The 17,498-nt window shown below is 67.4% G+C and carries 13 protein-coding genes and 1 pseudogene; 8 read left to right on the top strand and 6 right to left on the bottom strand.

Annotated elements, in window-relative coordinates; translation table 11 throughout:
• The first annotated feature begins 188 nt into the window (after nucleotides 1-188).
• Both rpsA and NS2_RS17345 read left to right on the top strand, forming a co-directional pair.
• Nucleotides 189-1,655 (top strand): 30S ribosomal protein S1, encoded by a 1,467-nt coding sequence (gene rpsA / locus NS2_RS17350; protein ID WP_033088354.1) that lies wholly within the window; start codon nucleotides 189-191, stop codon nucleotides 1,653-1,655.
• Between the two features lie 84 nt (nucleotides 1,656-1,739).
• Nucleotides 1,740-2,372 (top strand): TetR/AcrR family transcriptional regulator, encoded by a 633-nt coding sequence (locus NS2_RS17345; RefSeq protein WP_052086542.1) that lies wholly within the window; start codon nucleotides 1,740-1,742, stop codon nucleotides 2,370-2,372.
• On the opposite strand, the gene NS2_RS17340 is transcribed toward NS2_RS17345, so the two are convergent.
• The gene (locus tag NS2_RS17340) at nucleotides 2,318-4,594 is read right to left on the bottom strand and encodes an MMPL family transporter (protein ID WP_045437983.1); all 2,277 of its coding nucleotides are present in this window, start codon (nucleotides 4,592-4,594) and stop codon (nucleotides 2,318-2,320) included. The two genes, NS2_RS17345 and NS2_RS17340, sit on opposite strands and share 55 nt — an antisense overlap.
• Nucleotides 4,595-4,827: 233 nt before the next feature.
• Between NS2_RS17340 and NS2_RS17335 the strand changes: the two genes are divergently transcribed.
• Entirely contained in the window at nucleotides 4,828-6,351 is a 1,524-nt protein-coding gene (locus NS2_RS17335) for a phospholipase C (RefSeq protein ID WP_033088353.1), read from the top strand.
• Nucleotides 6,352-6,447: 96 nt separating this feature from the next.
• Here the strand turns inward: NS2_RS17335 and NS2_RS17330 are convergent, their stop codons facing one another.
• The gene (locus tag NS2_RS17330; protein WP_033088352.1) at nucleotides 6,448-6,666 is read right to left on the bottom strand and encodes a hypothetical protein; all 219 of its coding nucleotides are present in this window, start codon (nucleotides 6,664-6,666) and stop codon (nucleotides 6,448-6,450) included.
• Nucleotides 6,667-6,934: 268 nt separating this feature from the next.
• On the opposite strand from NS2_RS17330, the gene coaE reads away from it, so the two are divergent.
• The gene (coaE, locus tag NS2_RS17325) at nucleotides 6,935-8,137 is read left to right on the top strand and encodes a dephospho-CoA kinase (RefSeq protein ID WP_033088351.1); all 1,203 of its coding nucleotides are present in this window, start codon (nucleotides 6,935-6,937) and stop codon (nucleotides 8,135-8,137) included.
• On the opposite strand, the pseudogene NS2_RS17320 reads toward coaE, so the two are convergent.
• Nucleotides 8,118-8,643, bottom strand: a pseudogene (locus NS2_RS17320) (ribonuclease FAU-1 family protein). The gene coaE and the pseudogene NS2_RS17320 overlap by 20 nt on opposite strands.
• Before the next feature lie 210 nt (nucleotides 8,644-8,853).
• On the opposite strand from NS2_RS17320, the gene NS2_RS17315 reads away from it, so the two are divergent.
• Complete coding sequence (locus tag NS2_RS17315) at nucleotides 8,854-9,279, top strand: hypothetical protein (RefSeq protein WP_033088350.1); 426 nt, start codon at nucleotides 8,854-8,856, stop codon at nucleotides 9,277-9,279.
• 79 nt (nucleotides 9,280-9,358) lie between these two features.
• On the opposite strand, the gene NS2_RS17310 is transcribed toward NS2_RS17315, so the two are convergent.
• Complete coding sequence (locus NS2_RS17310; RefSeq protein WP_081985977.1) at nucleotides 9,359-9,943, bottom strand: DUF402 domain-containing protein; 585 nt, start codon at nucleotides 9,941-9,943, stop codon at nucleotides 9,359-9,361.
• A 301-nt stretch (nucleotides 9,944-10,244) separates the two neighbouring features.
• On the opposite strand from NS2_RS17310, the gene uvrB reads away from it, so the two are divergent.
• The gene (uvrB, locus tag NS2_RS17305) at nucleotides 10,245-12,410 is read left to right on the top strand and encodes an excinuclease ABC subunit UvrB (protein WP_033088349.1); all 2,166 of its coding nucleotides are present in this window, start codon (nucleotides 10,245-10,247) and stop codon (nucleotides 12,408-12,410) included.
• A gap of 139 nt (nucleotides 12,411-12,549) precedes the next feature.
• On the opposite strand, the gene NS2_RS17300 is transcribed toward uvrB, so the two are convergent.
• Nucleotides 12,550-13,032: a VOC family protein gene (locus NS2_RS17300; RefSeq protein ID WP_033088348.1), complete on the bottom strand. Its 483-nt coding sequence runs from the start codon at nucleotides 13,030-13,032 to the stop codon at nucleotides 12,550-12,552.
• Nucleotides 13,033-13,088: 56 nt separating this feature from the next.
• Here NS2_RS17300 and NS2_RS17295 point away from each other — a divergent pair, with 56 nt between their 5' ends.
• Nucleotides 13,089-13,952, top strand: a complete 864-nt coding sequence (locus NS2_RS17295) for a helix-turn-helix domain-containing protein (RefSeq protein ID WP_052086541.1) — start codon at nucleotides 13,089-13,091, stop codon at nucleotides 13,950-13,952.
• A 502-nt stretch (nucleotides 13,953-14,454) separates the two neighbouring features.
• Entirely contained in the window at nucleotides 14,455-14,907 is a 453-nt protein-coding gene (locus NS2_RS17290; RefSeq protein ID WP_033088347.1) for a universal stress protein, read from the top strand.
• Between the two features lie 113 nt (nucleotides 14,908-15,020).
• On the opposite strand, the gene NS2_RS17285 is transcribed toward NS2_RS17290, so the two are convergent.
• A complete protein-coding gene (locus NS2_RS17285; RefSeq protein WP_033088369.1) occupies nucleotides 15,021-17,324 on the bottom strand; it encodes a HelD family protein in 2,304 nt (767 codons plus the stop codon).
• Between the last annotated feature and the right edge of the window lie 174 nt (nucleotides 17,325-17,498).

The raw sequence follows: 17,498 nt of genomic DNA, 5'->3' as shown, positions 1-17,498 counted from the left end.
TCTCGAGACCGAGTAGAGCAGACAATCGTGCTGTGAGTCCGCATGCTTCTCAGGGCAGCGTTGCGCAGCGTCGCAGCGATGTGCTGTGCATGTCTGCAAACGTTAGTTCCAACAGCTGTGTGTTCGCAGCAATACCGAAAGTCCACATGTCCACTACCGACCACAATCCGTCCGGAGCCTCCCAACACATGCCCACCACTGTCACCTCGCCGCAGGTTGCCGTCAACGACATCGGCACTGCCGAGGACTTCCTCGCCGCCATCGACAAGACCATCAAGTACTTCAACGACGGTGACATCGTCGAAGGAACCATCGTCAAGGTCGATCGCGATGAGGTCCTTCTCGACATCGGTTACAAGACCGAAGGCGTGATCCCGTCTCGCGAACTGTCCATCAAGCACGATGTCGACCCGGCCGAGGTCGTTTCCGTGGGCGATGAGGTCGAGGCCCTCGTTCTCACCAAGGAGGACAAGGAAGGCCGCCTGATCCTGTCGAAGAAGCGCGCTCAGTACGAGCGGGCTTGGGGCACGATCGAGGAGCTCAAGGAGAAGGACGAGGCCGTCAAGGGCACCGTCATCGAGGTCGTCAAGGGCGGCCTGATCCTGGACATCGGTCTGCGCGGCTTCCTCCCGGCTTCGCTGGTCGAGATGCGCCGTGTCCGCGACCTCCAGCCGTACGTCGGCAAGGAGATCGAGGCCAAGATCATCGAGCTCGACAAGAACCGCAACAACGTGGTCCTGTCGCGTCGCGCCTGGCTCGAGCAGACCCAGTCCGAGGTCCGCAGCGAGTTCCTGCACCAGCTCCAGAAGGGCCAGGTCCGCAAGGGCGTCGTGTCCTCCATCGTCAACTTCGGTGCCTTCGTGGACCTGGGTGGCGTCGACGGTCTGGTGCACGTCTCCGAGCTGTCCTGGAAGCACATCGACCACCCGTCCGAGGTTGTCGAGGTCGGCAACGAGGTCACCGTCGAGGTTCTCGACGTCGATCTCGACCGCGAGCGTGTCTCCCTGTCGCTCAAGGCGACCCAGGAAGACCCGTGGCGTCAGTTCGCCCGCACCCACGCGATCGGTCAGATCGGGCCGGGCAAGGTCACCAAGCTGGTTCCGTTCGGTGCGTTCGTGCGCGTCGAAGAGGGCATCGAGGGCCTGGTTCACATCTCCGAGCTGGCCGAGCGCCACGTCGAGGTCCCGGACCAGGTTGTCGCCGTCGGCGACGACGCCATGGTCAAGGTCATCGACATCGACCTCGAGCGTCGCCGGATCTCGCTGTCGCTGAAGCAGGCCAACGAGGACTACACCGCCGAGTTCGACCCGTCGAAGTACGGCATGGCCGACAGCTACGACGACCAGGGCAACTACATCTTCCCCGAGGGCTTCGACTCCGAGACCAACGAATGGCTCGAGGGCTTCGAGAAGCAGCGTGAAGAGTGGGAGACCCGGTACGCCGAGGCCGAGCGTCGCCACAAGATGCACACCGCTCAGATGGAGAAGATGGCGGCCGACGCCGCCGCTGAGGCCGCCAACGGCGGGCCGCAGAACTACTCCTCGGAGTCCGGTTCGCAGGCTGCCGCTTCGTCCTCCTCCGAGTCGGCCGGTGGCTCGCTCGCGAGCGACGCGCAGTTGGCTGCCCTGCGTGAGAAGCTGTCGGGCAACGCCTGATTCGCTTCCCGTGCGGGAATAGGCAAGTAGGAAGCCCCCGGGTCCACCAAGGACCCGGGGGCTTTCGCTATTCTCGGAATTGAGATGTCCGAGTCAACCATTGAGTCCACGCCCTCGCTGTGGGAGCGCCGCAAGATCGAGGCCATGAGCCGGATCCAGCGGGTCGCGCTGGATTTGTTCACCGCGCACGGATATCGCGAGATCACCGTCGAGCGGGTGGCCGCGGCGGCCGGGGTGTCGCCGAGTTCGATCTATCGGTACTTCGGGACCAAGGAGATGCTGGTCCTCTACGACGAGACCGACCCGAAGACCCTGGAGATCCTGCGCGCGGTGGGCGGCGGGCAGCCGCGCGAACTTCGCGAATTACTGGTCATCGCACGGCCTTTGGTCGCGCCGGTGCTCGACGAGATCGTGACCGAGGACGTCGAGCAGCGCACCCGGGTGCGGATGGAATTCGTGGCGACCATTCCCGAGGTGAAGCTGCGCCAGGCCGAGCGGATGCGCGAACTCGAGGACGAGTTCCGGATCGCGCTCGCGGAGGTCACCGGGCGCGACGCCAACGATCTCCAGGTGCGGACCGCGTCGGCCATCATCATCTGGGTGTGCATGGCGGCCCTGGACCATTGGGCCGGAACGGGTTTCGAGGGCCGGTTGAAGGATGTCTACGCCGAGGTGGTGGCGTCGATCCTGGTGTCGCTGGAGTCGATCTTCGGCTGACGACCGAACCGGCGTACCAGACCGGGCAGGCTGGGCAGCCACCAGTTCCAGCGGCCGAACAGCCGCATGAACGCCGGGACCAGGATCAGGCGCACGATCACCGCATCGATGGCCACCGCGACGGCCAGGGCGAAGCCGACCTCCTTCAACTCCGTGACATCCGCGCTCAGGAAGCTCGCGAACACCGCGACCATGATGGCGGCCGCGGCGGTGATGGGCCGGGCGGTGCGTTGCAGGCCCTCGGCCACCGCGGTGGCATTGTCGTGGGTGCGCTCCCATGCCTCCTTCATGCGGCGAATCAGGAAAACCTCATAGTCCATGGACAATCCGAACAGCACGGCGAACACCAGCATGGGCAGGAAGACCTGGAGGAACCCGGCGCTGTGAAAGCCCAGTGCCGACTGGCCGACGCCGTGCTGGAAGACGATGACCGTAATGCCCAGGGCCGCGCCGGTGGCCAGCAGATTGAGCGCGATCGCCTTGAGCGCCAGCACGATCGAGCGGAAGGTCACCACCAGGAAGGCCAGCGACGCGGTCAGCACGAGTGCGATGACCCAGGGGAAGCCCCGGGAGATCAGGCCCGACACGTCGCCGAACATGGCGGGCGTGCCGCCGACCAGCACCCGCGCCGAGTCGGCAGCCGTTGCGCGGGAACGGATATCGGCGGTGAGCTCGCTGACCGTGGTGGAGTCGAAGGCGTCCTTGGGTACCACGGTGGCCAGATAGCGGCCGTCGGTCTGCTGCGGGAGCACGGTGGCCACGCGGGGGTCGCGGGCCAGGTCGGTGACCAGCCGCAGCACCTGGGTGCGGCCGTCGGCGGAGAGCGCGGTGTCGCCGGGGCCGGAGGCGACGACCTGGATGGGGGACAGCAGACCGGGGCCGAATTCCTTCTGCACCAGGCGCGTCGCCTGCCCCGTCGGCCGATCTCCCAGCGAGTTCAGACCCATGTCGATGCCGTAGCGAATACCGGTGATCGGGAGCGACAACAGTGCCAGCAGTGCCACTCCGAGCACGCCGAACACCAGGGGCCTGCCCATCACCAGGTGCGCCCAGCGCGCCCAGGCGCTCGACGCCGCGGTCGAACGGGTCTCGGCCGGTCGCAGCCGCGCCGGGAGGGCACCCCGGTTGACGGCCGGGCCGAGCACCGACAGCAGGGCGGGCAGCAGTGTGAAGGCGGCGATCAGCGTGCCGATCACGGCGGTGACGACGCCCAGCGCCACGCCGTCGAGCATGGGCAGCCCGACCACCGTCAGCGAGCTCAGCGAGATCATGACGATCAGTCCCGAGGCCAGGATGGTGCGGCCGGTGGTGTCGAAGGCCGCCCCGACGGCCTCCCGAATCTCCCTGCGGGTCTTGCGATCCCGGATGCCGCGCTTGGTCAGCTCCTCGTTGAAACGGCTCACCAGGAACATGGCGTAGTCGATGGCGGTACCGGTGCCGATCATGGTCGCCACCGACAGCACGAAGGAGTCGAAGCTCAGGAAGCTCGCGAGCCCGAACAGCACGCCCACCGCCAGCGCGATCCCGGCGGCGGTGACCGAGATCGGCAGGGTGGCCGCGACGATCGCGCCCAGCGCCAGCACCAGCACGACCGCCGCGATCGGCAGGCCGATGGCCTCGCCGCGCGTGATGTCGGCGGTCTCCATCCGGATCAGCTCGCCCTCGACCGGCGAGTACCCGGTCAGGTTCGCCCGGACGTCGGCGTCGGAGGCGGCGGTCAGGGCGGTCTGCAGCCGGGCGGCCACATCGATCCGCTCGGACATGCCGCCGTTCAAGCCCGCGATGCCCAGTGCGGTGTGGCGGTCGGCGGAGATCTGCTGTCTCGGATCGCCCTCGAACGGCCCGACCGCCCCCGCGACGCCCGAGACCTCGCGGGCCGCGCCCACCGCTCGGTCGATGGCCGCCCGGAAGCGCGGATCGTCCACGGTGTAGCGGTCCGAATGCAGGACGATGAGGTCCTGCTCCGCGCCGAGCTGTGAGAAGTGCCGTGCGACAAGGCTTTCGGTGGCCGCCGAGTCGGATCCCGGGACGCTGTAGTCCGGTGCGCCCAGCCGCGCGTGCAGGGCCGGATACGCCGCGCCGCACACCGCGATCAGCACCAGCCAGACGCCGATCACGAGCTTCGGATATCGGGCCATGAGCTCGCCCCAGCGGCCGAGGCGGCCGGGCCGGGGCGCGGAGTCCGGGGATCGGGGCGGATCGGCGAGCGCCGGACTGGTCATGGTGCCTCCCGCGGTTGATACCTGATAGTCACTATCAGATATGGCCGCAAGCTTAGGCCGCCCCGGCAATGGGGTGCAAGTCACTGTCAGGAATCCACGACTGGACCCACTACGGTTACGAGTGGTTCGCTAGGCCGTCATCATTCGAAGGTTGGATGCGAACTGGACGTGCGACCGGATAGGTTCTGCGCGGATCATTCACTTCACTCCTAGCGGGAAGGCACTACCGGAGCATGGGCGTGTTCGCCGGCATCAACAGACGTGATTTTCTGGCGAAAGCCATGGCTGCGGGTGGTGCGGCTTCCCTTGCCTCACTGGCCGGCCCGATCATCGAGCGGGCCTACGCCGCGGATCCGGCGGGCATGGGCGGGCTCGGCGACATCGAGCACATCGTGCTGCTCATGCAGGAGAACCGGTCCTTCGACCACTACTTCGGCACCATGTCCGGCGTGCGCGGCTTCGGCGACCCGTCCCCGGCCTGGAACCAGTACGGCTACGCGCCCGGCGTCGGCCCGACCCCGGACGGCTTCATCAACCCGTTCCGCCTCGACACCACCCGCGGCGCGAGCCTCGACGGTGAGTGCATCAACGACCCCGACCACGGCTGGGTCGGCATGCACAAGGCGTGGAACGGCGGCAAGAACGACGCCTGGATGCCCATGTCCATCGAGGCCGTCGGCGCCGGAAACGGGCCCGCCGCAATGGGTTACTACACCAAGGACGACATCCCGGTGCACTGGGATCTCGCCGATGCCTTCACCGTGTGCGACAACTACCACTGCTCGGTGCTCGGCCCGACCGACCCCAACCGCCTGTACTGGATGTCGGGCACCATCGACCCGGACGGTCTCAACGGCGGCCCGCTGCTCGAGACCCCGACGCTGATCCCGCAGAACGCCTACAGCTGGCGGACCATGCCGGAGAACCTCTCCGACGCGGGCGTGAGCTGGAAGATCTACAACAACCGCGATATCGGCCCGCTGTCCTCGGTGATCCTCGACGGCATGCTGGGCTGCTTCAAGCAGGCCGCCGACCCGAATTCCGAACTGGCACGGCGCGGTAAGGCCCCGGCCTACCCGTCGGACTTCGCCGCCGATGTGGCCGCCAACCAGCTACCCGCGGTGTCCTGGGTGATCCCGTCGCTGCTCAACTGCGAGCACCCGGCGCTGCCGCCCGCCTTCGGCGCGGTCGGCATCATGCAGGTGCTCGACATCCTCACCTCGAATCCGGCGGTGTGGGAGAAGACCGCGCTGATCATCAGCTACGACGAGAACGGCGGCTTCTTCGACCACGTCACCCCGCCGACCCCGCCCGCGGGCACCCCGGGTGAGTTCATCACCGCGCCGCTGGCCTCGAAGTTCGAGGGCATCACCGGTCCGATCGGGCTCGGCTATCGCGTTCCGTGCCTGGTGATCTCGCCCTACAGCCGGGGCGGCCTGGTGGCGTCGGAGACCTTCGACCACACCTCGCAGCTGCGGCTGATCGAGAAGCGCTTCGGCGTGGACGTGCCCAACCTGACCGCGTGGCGGCGGGGCGTGACCGGGGACATGACCTCGGCCTTCGACTTCGCCTCGGGTCCGGACGCCTCGAAGCCCGTGTTCGCCCCGGCGGATCGGAAGGTCAATGAGGCGCTCGCGCAATGCGGTCCGAATATCGGGCTCGGTACGGCGGGTGCGGGAGCGCCCTACCCGGTGCCGCCCAACGCCATGCCCGTGCAGGATCCCGGCACGCGGCGTCGGCCCAGCGGTATCCGGTGACCCTGCGTAATCGCCCGAACTGCTTCGGGTAACACGCACACGAAACCAGTGGCTCGGTCCGAAAGGGCTGAGCCACTGTGCGTTTCGGGGGTGGAATCAGCCGACGGTGGCAGGCACCCAGCGGCGCATCACGGCCGTCTCGGGTGATCGTTTTCGCAGGGCCGCCATGCTGTGCCGGGCCGGACTGAGCAGCGCGGTGAGCCAGGGTCGCCGGTATTCGGCGAGAGCGGCTGCGACGGCGGGGATCTCGAGGCAATGCACGGTGCCCGCCAGGCCCAGACGGTGGCGACCCGTCTGGAGTTTGTTGGTGCCCACTGATGTTCCTTCTCTTGCGTGTTACCGGCCCACTATCGCCTGCGGCGAACCTTAGCCGAACAAAAGTGCGGGTTACCGAATTTTGCGCGACGTGTGCCCCGGCGTGTCGGAATGTTGCCGACAAACGGTCTGGATCGACCGAAAAAGTTGCGAAATGATCTCGCCGATATCACGGAATGGCCAAGCGGTGTGCTTGCAGGTGAAACCGCAGCTCCGAGTGGGTAACCCTGAACGCCCCCGCGACCGGCCGCAATGCGAGACTGGTCGAATGTTGCGAATCGGTCTCACCGGAGGCATGGGCGCGGGCAAATCCACCGTGGCCCGCATTCTCACCGAGCTCGGCGCCGTCGTGGTGGACAGCGATGTCATCGCCCGCGAGGTGGTCGCACCCGGCACCGAGGGCCTGGCCGCCCTGGTCGCGGCGTTCGGCGATGACATCCTCGACGCCGACGGCAGCCTGGACCGACCGGCCCTGGCCGCCAAGGCCTTCGCCACCGACGAGGCCCGCGCCACCCTCAACGGCATCACCCACCCGCTGGTCGGCAAGCGCACCGCCGAACTCATCGCCGCCGCACCCGCCGACGGCCTTGTGGTGCAGGACATTCCGCTGCTGGTCGAGAACGGGCTGGGGCCGTTCATGAACCTGGTGGTCATCGTCGACGTCGCCGAGGAGACCCGCGTCGAGCGCCTGGTGCGGTTCCGCGGTATCGACGAGGCCGACGCGCGCGCCCGCATCGCCGCCCAGGCCACCGACGCGCAACGACATGCCGCGGCCGACGTGCTGCTCGACAACAATGGCGCGAACGGCGAGATCGACGCGGCGGTGCACCGCCTCTGGGACGAGCGGCTGATTCCGTTCGAGCGCAATCTCCGCACCGGCACCCCCGCGCGGGCGGAAGGGTCGCCGCGGCTGGTGGATTCGAATCCGGAGTGGCCGGTCCAGGCGCAGCGGCTGATCGCGCGGCTGGCAATGGTGTGCGGCGGCGACGCGCTGGGCATCGAGCACATCGGCTCGACCTCGGTGCCCGGACTGCCCGCCAAGGACGTCATCGACCTGCAGATCTCCGTGGCGAGCCTGGAGGTCGCCGACGCGCTGCGGGACCGGTTGACGGGCGCGGGTTTCCCGCGCGTCGAGCACATCACCGGCGACAATCCCAAGCCGACCGCCGCCGATCCGATGGGCCTCGATACCGCGCTGTGGGCCAAGCGGCTGCACGGCAACGCCGATCCCGGCCGGTTGGCGAATATCCATGTGCGCGTGGCCGGTTCGCCCGGTCAGCGGTTCGCGCTGGACTTCCGTGACCGGCTGCGGTCCGATGCGTCGGCGCGCGCGGAGTACGTCGAGGTCAAGCGCGCGGCGGAGGCGAAGGCGGCGGGCCTGACCGGCGCCGCTGCCATGGAGGCCTATCTCGCCGTGAAGGAACCGTGGTTCGACGCGGTCTTCGCGCGCCTCACATCCAGGTCAGCGTGATCCCCTTCGAGGCCAGCCAGTCCTCGAAATTGTGGCCGTGCGCGGCGATTCCGTCGATGGTCGCGGTGGCCGATTCGATGGCCTGCTGGGCCTCGGTCAGGGTGAGGTAACCCGCGGCGTGGGCGGCGAGCAGTTCGTCCACGTCGAGTAGCTCGACCTCGCGGCCCTGGCGCACCACCAGGTCCAGGTAGTGGTCCACGGACTTCCACTGCTTCGGGGCGACCTGCTCGAATTCGCCGATGTCGACGTAGTAGTCCTGGTCGCGCCAGGTGCGCGGGGGTGAAGTGGAAGACCGTGGCGCGCAGCGACACCGTTGGCAGCAGCCAGGATTCGATGTAGTGGAACTCGGGATGGTCGGAGGTTCGGGCCATGTACAGGCCCCAGGGCTCGACCTGGTAGCGCTCCACCTGCCGCACGAAACCCTTGGGGTCGATATTGGTGAGCTCGTCGATATTGAAGTACTCAACCTTGGGTCGGTGCAGGTCTACCGCGGGTGCCCGAGTCATGCCATTCAGCATCGCGTGTCCGGCGGCGGTCGTCCAGGGGAGCGGATGTCGCGTCGCCCATAGATTGCTGGAATCGGGTGCCGAGCGGGGCGAATTTACCGAAAACAACATCTGAAGCGCTCGTGTTTCGCTAATGTGCGGGTGCGCTGCTTCTTCGCGCGACCACCCGCCGCGCCTGGGCGGGTACCTCAACCCAAGGAAATTACCTGCATGAACGAACAAACAGCCCGCGCCCGCCGGGCCGGCCTGGGAGTCACGACCTTCGGCGCGGTGGCCGGAGTGATCGTCCTGGCTGCGCCGCAGGCCGGGGCGTGGCCGTCCGATCTGCAAGTGTCGGGCGGATCCACCCACAATGTCGGCTGCTCCTACACCCTGACCGCGACCCTGGATGTGGACCGGCTGCTGTCGGTGGCCTTCCGGGACAACGGCACCGAACTGACCGGCAGTCCGGTCAGCCCGGGCCTGTTGAACGGCAAGGCCACCATCAACTGGACGCCCAGCACCGCCGGGTCGCACACGCTGACCGCCACCCAGGACCTGATCTCGAAGTCGATTACCGTCCAGGTGGATCCGGCCAGCAGCTTCGGTAGCTTCGGCTGCGGCCTGAACGGACTGCTGCCGAGCCTGTCCGGCTAGTCGGAGGACGGACAGCAAGCTTCGGCCCCGCCCGGTCCGCCTTTCGGACCGGGCGGTTGTCTTTATGGCGGTGTCGTCGCTAGAGCCAGCTGAGCGTGATGCCCTGGCTCGCCAGCCAGCGATCGACATCGTGACCGCAACCGGCGATGCCGTCCACCACCGCCGCGGCCCGCGCGATGGCTCCGTGGGTGCGCTCGGTGTCGAAATGCCCTGCGGCGTGGGCGGTCAGCAACTCGTCGATGCCGACCAGCTCGGGGACCTGGCCCGGGCGCGCCACCACGTGCAGATAGTGGCTCTCGGCCCGCCACTTCTTGGCCTCGCACGGGCCGTAGTCGCCGATGTCGAGGTAGTAGGTCTGGCCGCGGTCGTGGCCGGGGCGCAGGTGGTAGACCGTGGCGCGCAGCCCGAGCTCGGGCAGCATCCAGGTCTCGATGTAGTGGTAGCGCGGATTGTCCACGGTCCGTTCCACATACAGACCGAACGGTTCTGCATGGATCCGCTCCACGGGGTGTAAGAACCCGCGATAATCGGTCCACGAGAGATCCGCGATATTGAAGTATTCGAGCCTGGGGCGATGCGGTGGCACCGCAGGAGTGTCGCCGATCGTGTGGTGTGCGCGTGCGCCATTGATGGAATTCCGCTGTGGCGTATGCAGACCGGTCATCGCCCTGCCTCTTCTCGAATCGTGCGACCAGCGAGCCCAGAGTACACCCGGGGAACGTGATTCAAACCCCCGTGAACGGACTGAGATCTACGCGACATCGCGGAGCCGGGTCGGCGTGAAATCCATTGGGCTGGGCGGCAATTCGGACATTGGAAGTCCTTTACCGAATTGAGTGCGAGACTAGAGACTTCGGGCCGGGACATTGCGGCGCGAACGTGGGTTCGCGGTCGGAGCCATCGCTCCGCGAATTCCGGGCACCGGCCGCGCCGAACTTGTCGGTGGGGCGTCCTAGGCTGGGGGCATGGCTTTCGCAACCGAGATCCCGGACGACCTGCCGCTGGCTCATTCCGAGCACCGGCCCATCGGTGAGATCGAGCGCGTCCAGGGGCAATTTCAGGTGGTCAGCGAGCATGTCCCCGCCGGTGACCAGCCTGCCGCCATCGAGGAGCTGGAACGGCGGATCCGGGCGGGGGAGAAGGACGTGGTGCTGCTCGGAGCCACCGGTACCGGTAAATCCGCCACCACGGCCTGGCTGATCGAGAAGTTGCAGCGGCCCACGCTGGTCATGGCGCCCAACAAGACGCTGGCGGCGCAGCTGGCCAACGAGTTGCGCGAGATGCTGCCGAACAACGCGGTCGAGTACTTCGTCTCGTACTACGACTACTACCAGCCCGAGGCGTACATCGCGCAGACCGATACCTACATCGAGAAGGACAGCTCGATCAACGACGATGTCGAGCGGCTGCGGCATTCGGCCACCTCCAGCCTGCTCTCGCGGCGGGACGTGGTGGTGGTCGCCTCGGTGTCGTGCATCTACGGCCTCGGTACCCCGCAGTCCTACCTCGATCGGTCGGTGCAGCTCGAGGTCGGCGAGGAGATCGACCGGGATCGGCTGCTGCGATTGCTGGTCGACGTGCAATACACCCGTAATGACATGTCGTTCACCCGCGGCTCGTTCCGGGTGCGCGGCGATACCGTCGAAATCATTCCCTCCTATGAGGAATTGGCGGTGCGCATCGAATTCTTCGGGGACGAGGTCGAGGCGCTCTACTATCTGCACCCGCTGACCGGTGATGTGGTGCGGCAGGTGGATATGGTCCGGATTTTCCCGGCCACCCACTACGTGGCGGGTCCGGATCGGATGGAGCGCGCGGTCGGCGATATCGAGGTGGAACTCGAGGCGCGGCTGGCGGAATTGGAGAAGCAGGGCAAATTGCTGGAGGCGCAACGGCTTCGGATGCGCACCCAATACGACCTGGAGATGATCAAACAGGTCGGCTTCTGCTCGGGCATCGAGAATTATTCGCGGCATATCGACGGGCGGCCCGCCGGGTCCGCGCCCGCGACGCTGCTGGATTACTTCCCCGAGGATTTCCTGCTCGTCATCGACGAATCGCATGTGACCGTGCCGCAGATCGGCGGCATGTACGAGGGCGATATGTCGCGCAAGCGGAACCTGGTGGAGTACGGCTTCCGGCTGCCGTCGGCGGTGGACAATCGGCCGCTCACCTGGGAGGAGTTCGCCGAGCGGATCGGGCAGGCGGTGTACCTGTCGGCCACGCCGGGCCCCTACGAATTGGGCCAGACCGGAGGCGAATTCGTCGAGCAGGTCATCCGCCCGACCGGCCTGGTGGATCCACACGTGGTGGTGAAGCCGACCAAGGGACAGATCGACGATCTGGTGCACGAGATCAAGCTGCGCACCGAGCGCGACGAGCGCGTGCTGGTCACCACCCTGACCAAGAAGATGGCCGAGGATCTCACCGACTATCTGCTGGGTCTCGGTGTGCGCGTGCGGTATCTGCATTCGGAGATCGACACCCTGCGCCGGGTGGAGTTGCTGCGTCAGCTGCGGCTGGGCGAGTACGACGTACTGGTCGGCATCAACCTGTTGCGCGAGGGTCTGGACCTGCCCGAGGTGTCGCTGGTCGCGATCCTGGATGCCGACAAGGAAGGCTTCCTGCGCTCCTCGACCAGCCTCATCCAGACCATCGGCCGTGCGGCGCGCAATGTCTCGGGCGAGGTCCACATGTACGCGGACAAGATCACCGACTCCATGCGCCACGCCATCGACGAGACCGAGCGCCGCCGCGCCAAGCAGGTCGCCTACAACGAGGAACGCGGTATCGACCCGCAACCGTTGCGCAAGAAGATCAATGACATCCTCGACCAGGTCTACCGCGAGGCCGAGGAGACCGAGGTCGAGGTCGGCGGCTCCGGCCGCAATGCCAGCCGCGGCCGCCGCGCCCAGGGCGAACCCGGCCGCGCGGTGAGCGCGGGCGTCTACGAGGGCCGCGACGTCAAGAACATGCCCCGCGCCGAACTGGCCGACCTCATCAAGGACATGACCGCCCAGATGATGAACGCCGCCCGCGAACTCCAATTCGAGCTGGCCGGCCGCCTCCGCGACGAGATCGCCGACCTGAAGAAGGAACTACGCGGCATGGACGCCGCCGGATTGGTGTGACGACACCCATTCGCGTTCGATTGTCACCGCGACAGCTGGTTTCGTTGCGATGAGGGTAACTCGTGGGGTACGTCCAAAATCGGTTCGGCACCTGGCCGTCGGCATGGGTTGCCCGGTGCCGGCGGCTCTCGGCCGTCCGCTAAAGGCTCGGGGAGGCGGAATTGACCATCCATTCATTGACTCGGCGTTCGGCCTCTTCTCGGGAGACGTCTTCGACTCGGGTCATGACGATCCAGCGGTGGCCGAAGGGGTCCATGACGCGGCCGTAGCGGTCGCCGGTGACGAAGGTGGCGGGTTCGGCTACGAAGCGGGCGTTGTGTTCGGTGGCGAGTTCGGTGACGGCGTCGACGTCGGGGCAGTAGTGGACGACGCTGGTGTGGACCCAGTCGTCGGCGGGGGCGCGCAGGCCCTCGTCGGGCATGGGCATGCCGACCTGGATGGTGGAGTCGCCGATCAGCAGTTCGGCGTGGGCGGCCTGGCCGTCGGGAAGATCGTTGCGGCTCAGCACCTTCGCGCCGAAGACGGCGGTGTAGAAGTCGATGGCCGCATTGGCTTCGGGGACCGCCAGGAAGCAGGTGATGGAGTGGTAGCCCTCGGGGATGGGATGCACTGTTTCGCTCATGGCGATAACTCTCGTCGGCGCGGCTCGAATGGTCTTGTAAGAAAGCGACAGGTGCGATGACCAGCGACAACGATGCGGAAGGCCGGTTCGCGCCGCGGCCGGTGCCGCCGCCGGAGACCGCGAAGGGCATCCTGCTGCCGCGCCAGCAGAACGCGGCCAACAATCACTCCCGGCTGCCCGCCGGACCCCGGGTGTCCCGCTATGTCGAGTGGTACTGGTGGGCGCGCTGGGATCGGCGCGGCCAGCCGCCCTTCCACGCCGAGGTGCTGCCGTATCCGTGCGTGAACCTGACCTTCGAACGCACCCACGAACGCACCGGCGCCTTCGTCACCGGTGTCTGGACCACCAAGTACGTCCGCGAATTGGCCGGGGAGGGCGAGACTTTCGGCGTCAAGTTCCGCGCGGGCGGCTTCGGCGCGTTCACGGGGCTGGACGTCGGAGCGCTGAGCGACACCTCGGTCCCGGCCACCGATATCTTCCCGGCCGCCGACGCCCTGGCCGAAGCCGTTCTCGCCGTGACCGATTCCGAGCGCCGCCGCGAACTGATCGAGGACTTCCTGGTCGCGGTCCAACATCGCGAGGGCGACGACACCGCCTATCACCTGGTGCTGGCGATCATCGAGGCCATGGAGCAGGATCCGGAGCTGACTCGGGTCGACCAGGTCACACAGCGTTTCGACATTCCGATCCGCACCCTGCAGCGCCTGTTCCGCCGCTATGTCGGCGGCAGCCCGAAGTGGGTGCTGCGCCGCTACCGACTACAGGACGGCGCGCATCTGCTGGCCCAGGGCCGCACCTCGGATCTGGCCGCCCTGGCCGTCGAACTCGGCTACTTCGACCAGGCGCACTTCTCCAACGAGTTCGCCAAGGAGGTCGGCATGCCGCCGCTGGAATACGCCCGCACCTCGCTGCCCTCCTGAAGCCTGCCGGACCGCTTTTCGGCCGCTGATCCGTGTGCGGCGCGTTAGTATTGCGCGTCATTGATCGGCCGGAGGAAGAGGGTCGCATGCGTTTGGTGGATACCGCCCTCCTCAGCGCGATTCTCGGCTGGTTGTGGGCCGAATATCGCGAGCTGTGAAGCAAGGCGAAGTCACTGTTTCAAGGGCCGTTCGTTGTGTCTTGTCACAACGAACGGCCCGAACCGTCTGTTCGTGATATCGGGCTTGTGACGAATCTCCCAGCGCCGCAACGCCGTTAACGATTTGTGGCGTTCATCGCCGCGCCCCGGAAATTCCCTGGTAGTCAAGGCTGTGCCGGGGTTCGAACCGGAATGCGCCGGGCGCCGGGCGCGCCACGTGAGTGTGATGTGTTGCGATATCGAATATTTCCGCCGGATATGCCGCTATTGTCAGGCGAAGTTGCCGCGGCGGTAACCCCACCGTTGTGGACGTCGCGGCCCCGACCCTTGTACTTGGAGGAGAAATGACCGCCTACCGGACGATCGTCGTCGGTACCGATGGCTCGGACTCGTCGTACGTCGCCGTCGAGCGGGCCGCGGCTCTGGCCGGCGACGAGGGCGCCACGCTGTACATCGCCTGCGCGTATTTCCCGACCGACGACCGCGACGTGGCCGCGGCCGCCGACGTGCTGAAGGACGAGGCCTACCAGGTGCGCGGCTCCGCGCCCACCAGCGAGATCCTGCGCGTGGCGCGGGACAAGGCCGTCGCCGTCGGTGCGGTGAACGTGGTGGAGAAGGCCGTCGTCGGCGAGCCCGTCGAGTCGCTGCTGGACCTGCTCAAGGAGGTCGACGCCGACCTGCTCGTGGTGGGCAATCGCGGCCTCAACACCCTGGCCGGTCGCCTGCTCGGCTCGGTCCCGTCGGATGTGGCCCGCAAGTCGCGCTCGGACGTCCTGATCGTGCACACCGTGCGCTGAGTGGGGCTTCGCCCCACACCCGGAGGAAACGGGGGCTTCGCCCCCGGAATCCCCGTGCCAACGAAGCGGCCGGGCCCGATCGGGCCCGGCCGCTTCGTTGTTCGCCGGTCCGGTCAGCTCAACCGGTGCAGGACCCGGGGGAGTTCCTCGGAGTGCACGACGGCCAGTCGCTGGGTGGCGCGGGTCAGCGCCACGTACAGGTCGTTGAGGCCGCGCGGTGATTCGCTCAGAATCGCATGCGGCTCGGCCAGGACGACCGCGTCGAACTCCAGGCCCTTCACGTCGTGGACGGTGAGCACGCGCGCCGAATCATCGCTCAGGTGAGACAGGTTCGGCGCGAGGTCGTGCGGCACGATGACCGCGGTGGTGCCGGGCTGCTCGGCCTCGGCCGCGAGCAGCCGCTTGATCTCGTCGGCCAGCTCGGTGCCCGCCACCCGGGTCGCGGTCGGCGCGAAGCCGGAGTCGCGGACCGAGCGCGGCGCGGGCGCGCCCGGGTCGATGGCGGCCAGCACGTCGGCGGCCACCGCCATGATCTCCGAGGGCGTGCGGTAGTTGACCGTCAGCTCGGTGAGCTTCCACCGTTTGGCCACATACGGTTCCAGCACCTGCTGCCACGACGACGCCCCGGCCGGATCGCCGGTCTGCGCGACATCGCCGACCGCGGTGATCCAGCGGTTCGGGATGCGGCGCATCACCATTCGCCACGCCATCTGCGAAAGCTCCTGCGCCTCATCCACGATGACGTGCCCGTAGGTCCAGGTGCGGTCGCCGGCGGCGCGTTCGGCGGTGGTCTGCCGGGTGCGCACCTGCTGGCGCTCGGCCAGCTGGGAGGCGTCGATGAGGTCGTAGGCCATGAGCAGTTCCGGATCCAGGTCGTCCTCGAGGTCCTGGGGCGCGGATCCGGTGAGGATGTCCAGGGCGTCCTGGGCCTCGGCCAGCTGGGCGCGCCAGCGGCGGCGGGAGCGCTCGCGCTCCTCGCTGTCGTCGATGCCGAGCAGTTCGGCGAGCTCATCGAGCAGGGGCGCGTCGGCGTCGGAGAATTCGCCGCTGTCGGAGCGGCGCAGTTCGGCGCGATCGGCCTCGCTCATCGTTCCCGCGGCATCGGCCAGGCGCTTGGGGTCGGCCCAGAGACCGCCCAGCACCTCCTGCGGGGTGAGCAGTGGCCACAGTCCGGCGATGGCGCGCTGGATCTCCGGATCGGCGCGCATCTCGTCGCGGATCTCGGTGAGATCGGTCTGGCTCAACAGGTTTCGCCCGCCCAGCGGGTTGGCGCCGATGGCGGCGGCCAGCTGATCGGTGAGTGCGTCCACCACCGAGGCGGCGAAGATGGGCCGGGCCAGATTGTGCGCGCGGCGCGAGGAGCGGGCCCGGCCGCGGGCCTTGGTGGCGATCCTGCGGTCCAGCTCCAGCTGATGCCCGTCGAAGTAGAGCCGGATCGGCTCGCGCGGCACCTCCTGCCAGTCCCGCACCGCCTTCTTGAGCACCTCGAGCATGTCGAGGGAGCCCTTGAGCTCCCCGGCGCGCAGCGAATCCTCCAGTGTCGCTTGCACTCCCGGATACAGGTTGCCGACGGTGGACAGCAGCACGCCGGTCTCACCGAGCGAGGGCAGCACCTGGCCGATGTAGTCGAGGAAGGTGGAGTTGGGGCCGATGATGAGCACCCCGGCCTTGTCGAGCTGCTGGCGGTAGGTGTACAGCAGGTAGGCCGCGCGGTGCAGCGCCACCGCGGTCTTGCCGGTGCCGGGCCCGCCCTGTACCACCAGCACGCTCTTGTGCTCGGAGCGGATGATCGAGTCCTGCTCGTGCTGAATGGTTTCCACGATGTCGTTCATGTGCCCGGTGCGGGCGGCATTGAGCGCGGCCAGCAGCGCGCTCTCGCTGCCCACGCCGCCGTCGCCGCCGATCACCCCGGCGCGCCGGGCGGCGTCCAGGTTCAGGTACTCGTCATTGATCGCGGTGATCTTGCGGTTGCGCGAGCGGATGTGGCGGCGGCGGGTGACGCCGTCGGGCGCGGCGGTGGTGGCCAGGTAGAACGGGCGGGCCAGGGGAGCGCGCCAATCCAGCAGCAGTGTCTCGTAATCGGCGCTCTCGTCGAGGATGCCGATACGGCCGATGTAGCGCAGTTCGCCATCGGCGTCCCGGGTTTCGCCGTCGCCGTTCGCGGATTCGGTGAGGTCGATGCGGCCGAAGCATAGGCCGTGTTCGGCGGCGTCGTATTTGGACAGGTCCTCGGAGTAGAGCTGCGTGAACGATTCGCGCTCGCTGCGCGCCTGCGGCGTGCCGCCGGTCTCCAGAAGAACGGTCCGCAGCCGCCGCTGGGCGTAGGCGCGCATGCCGTCGAGCTGTTCGTAAAGCTTCGTCAGGTACTGCTGCTCGCGTTCCAGGTCCGGGGATACCGCGCTGGCGGAATCGGACACGGAACGCTCCTCGGTGAGGTCGGGCAAAACGGAACTCCTTGTTCACCACATCCGCCGTGTCGGCACGGCGCGCGAAGCATCGAGAACAGAGTTGTCGAGTCTACTGGGACTTTCCACTCGACGCCGTATCCCCAGGTAACCGGGCCCAACTCTCGGTACTCGCAGGGGCTTCGC

Source organism: Nocardia seriolae NBRC 15557 (assembly GCF_007990715.1).
Lineage (GTDB): Bacteria > Actinomycetota > Actinomycetes > Mycobacteriales > Mycobacteriaceae > Nocardia > Nocardia seriolae.
This window is presented reverse-complemented; position numbering and strand designations above follow the sequence as displayed.

Coding starts and splice junctions, on each gene's coding strand:
- rpsA (WP_033088354.1), top strand. CDS start 189: ATGCCCACCACTGTCACCTCGCCGCAGGTTGCCGTCAACGACATCGGC.
- NS2_RS17290 (WP_033088347.1), top strand. CDS start 14,455: ATGACCGCCTACCGGACGATCGTCGTCGGTACCGATGGCTCGGACTCG.
- uvrB (WP_033088349.1), top strand. CDS start 10,245: ATGGCTTTCGCAACCGAGATCCCGGACGACCTGCCGCTGGCTCATTCC.
- NS2_RS17335 (WP_033088353.1), top strand. CDS start 4,828: ATGGGCGTGTTCGCCGGCATCAACAGACGTGATTTTCTGGCGAAAGCC.
- NS2_RS17300 (WP_033088348.1), bottom strand. CDS start 13,032: ATGAGCGAAACAGTGCATCCCATCCCCGAGGGCTACCACTCCATCACC.
- NS2_RS17345 (WP_052086542.1), top strand. CDS start 1,740: ATGTCCGAGTCAACCATTGAGTCCACGCCCTCGCTGTGGGAGCGCCGC.
- NS2_RS17340 (WP_045437983.1), bottom strand. CDS start 4,594: ATGACCAGTCCGGCGCTCGCCGATCCGCCCCGATCCCCGGACTCCGCG.
- coaE (WP_033088351.1), top strand. CDS start 6,935: ATGTTGCGAATCGGTCTCACCGGAGGCATGGGCGCGGGCAAATCCACC.
- NS2_RS17295 (WP_052086541.1), top strand. CDS start 13,089: ATGACCAGCGACAACGATGCGGAAGGCCGGTTCGCGCCGCGGCCGGTG.
- NS2_RS17315 (WP_033088350.1), top strand. CDS start 8,854: ATGAACGAACAAACAGCCCGCGCCCGCCGGGCCGGCCTGGGAGTCACG.
- NS2_RS17310 (WP_081985977.1), bottom strand. CDS start 9,943: ATGACCGGTCTGCATACGCCACAGCGGAATTCCATCAATGGCGCACGC.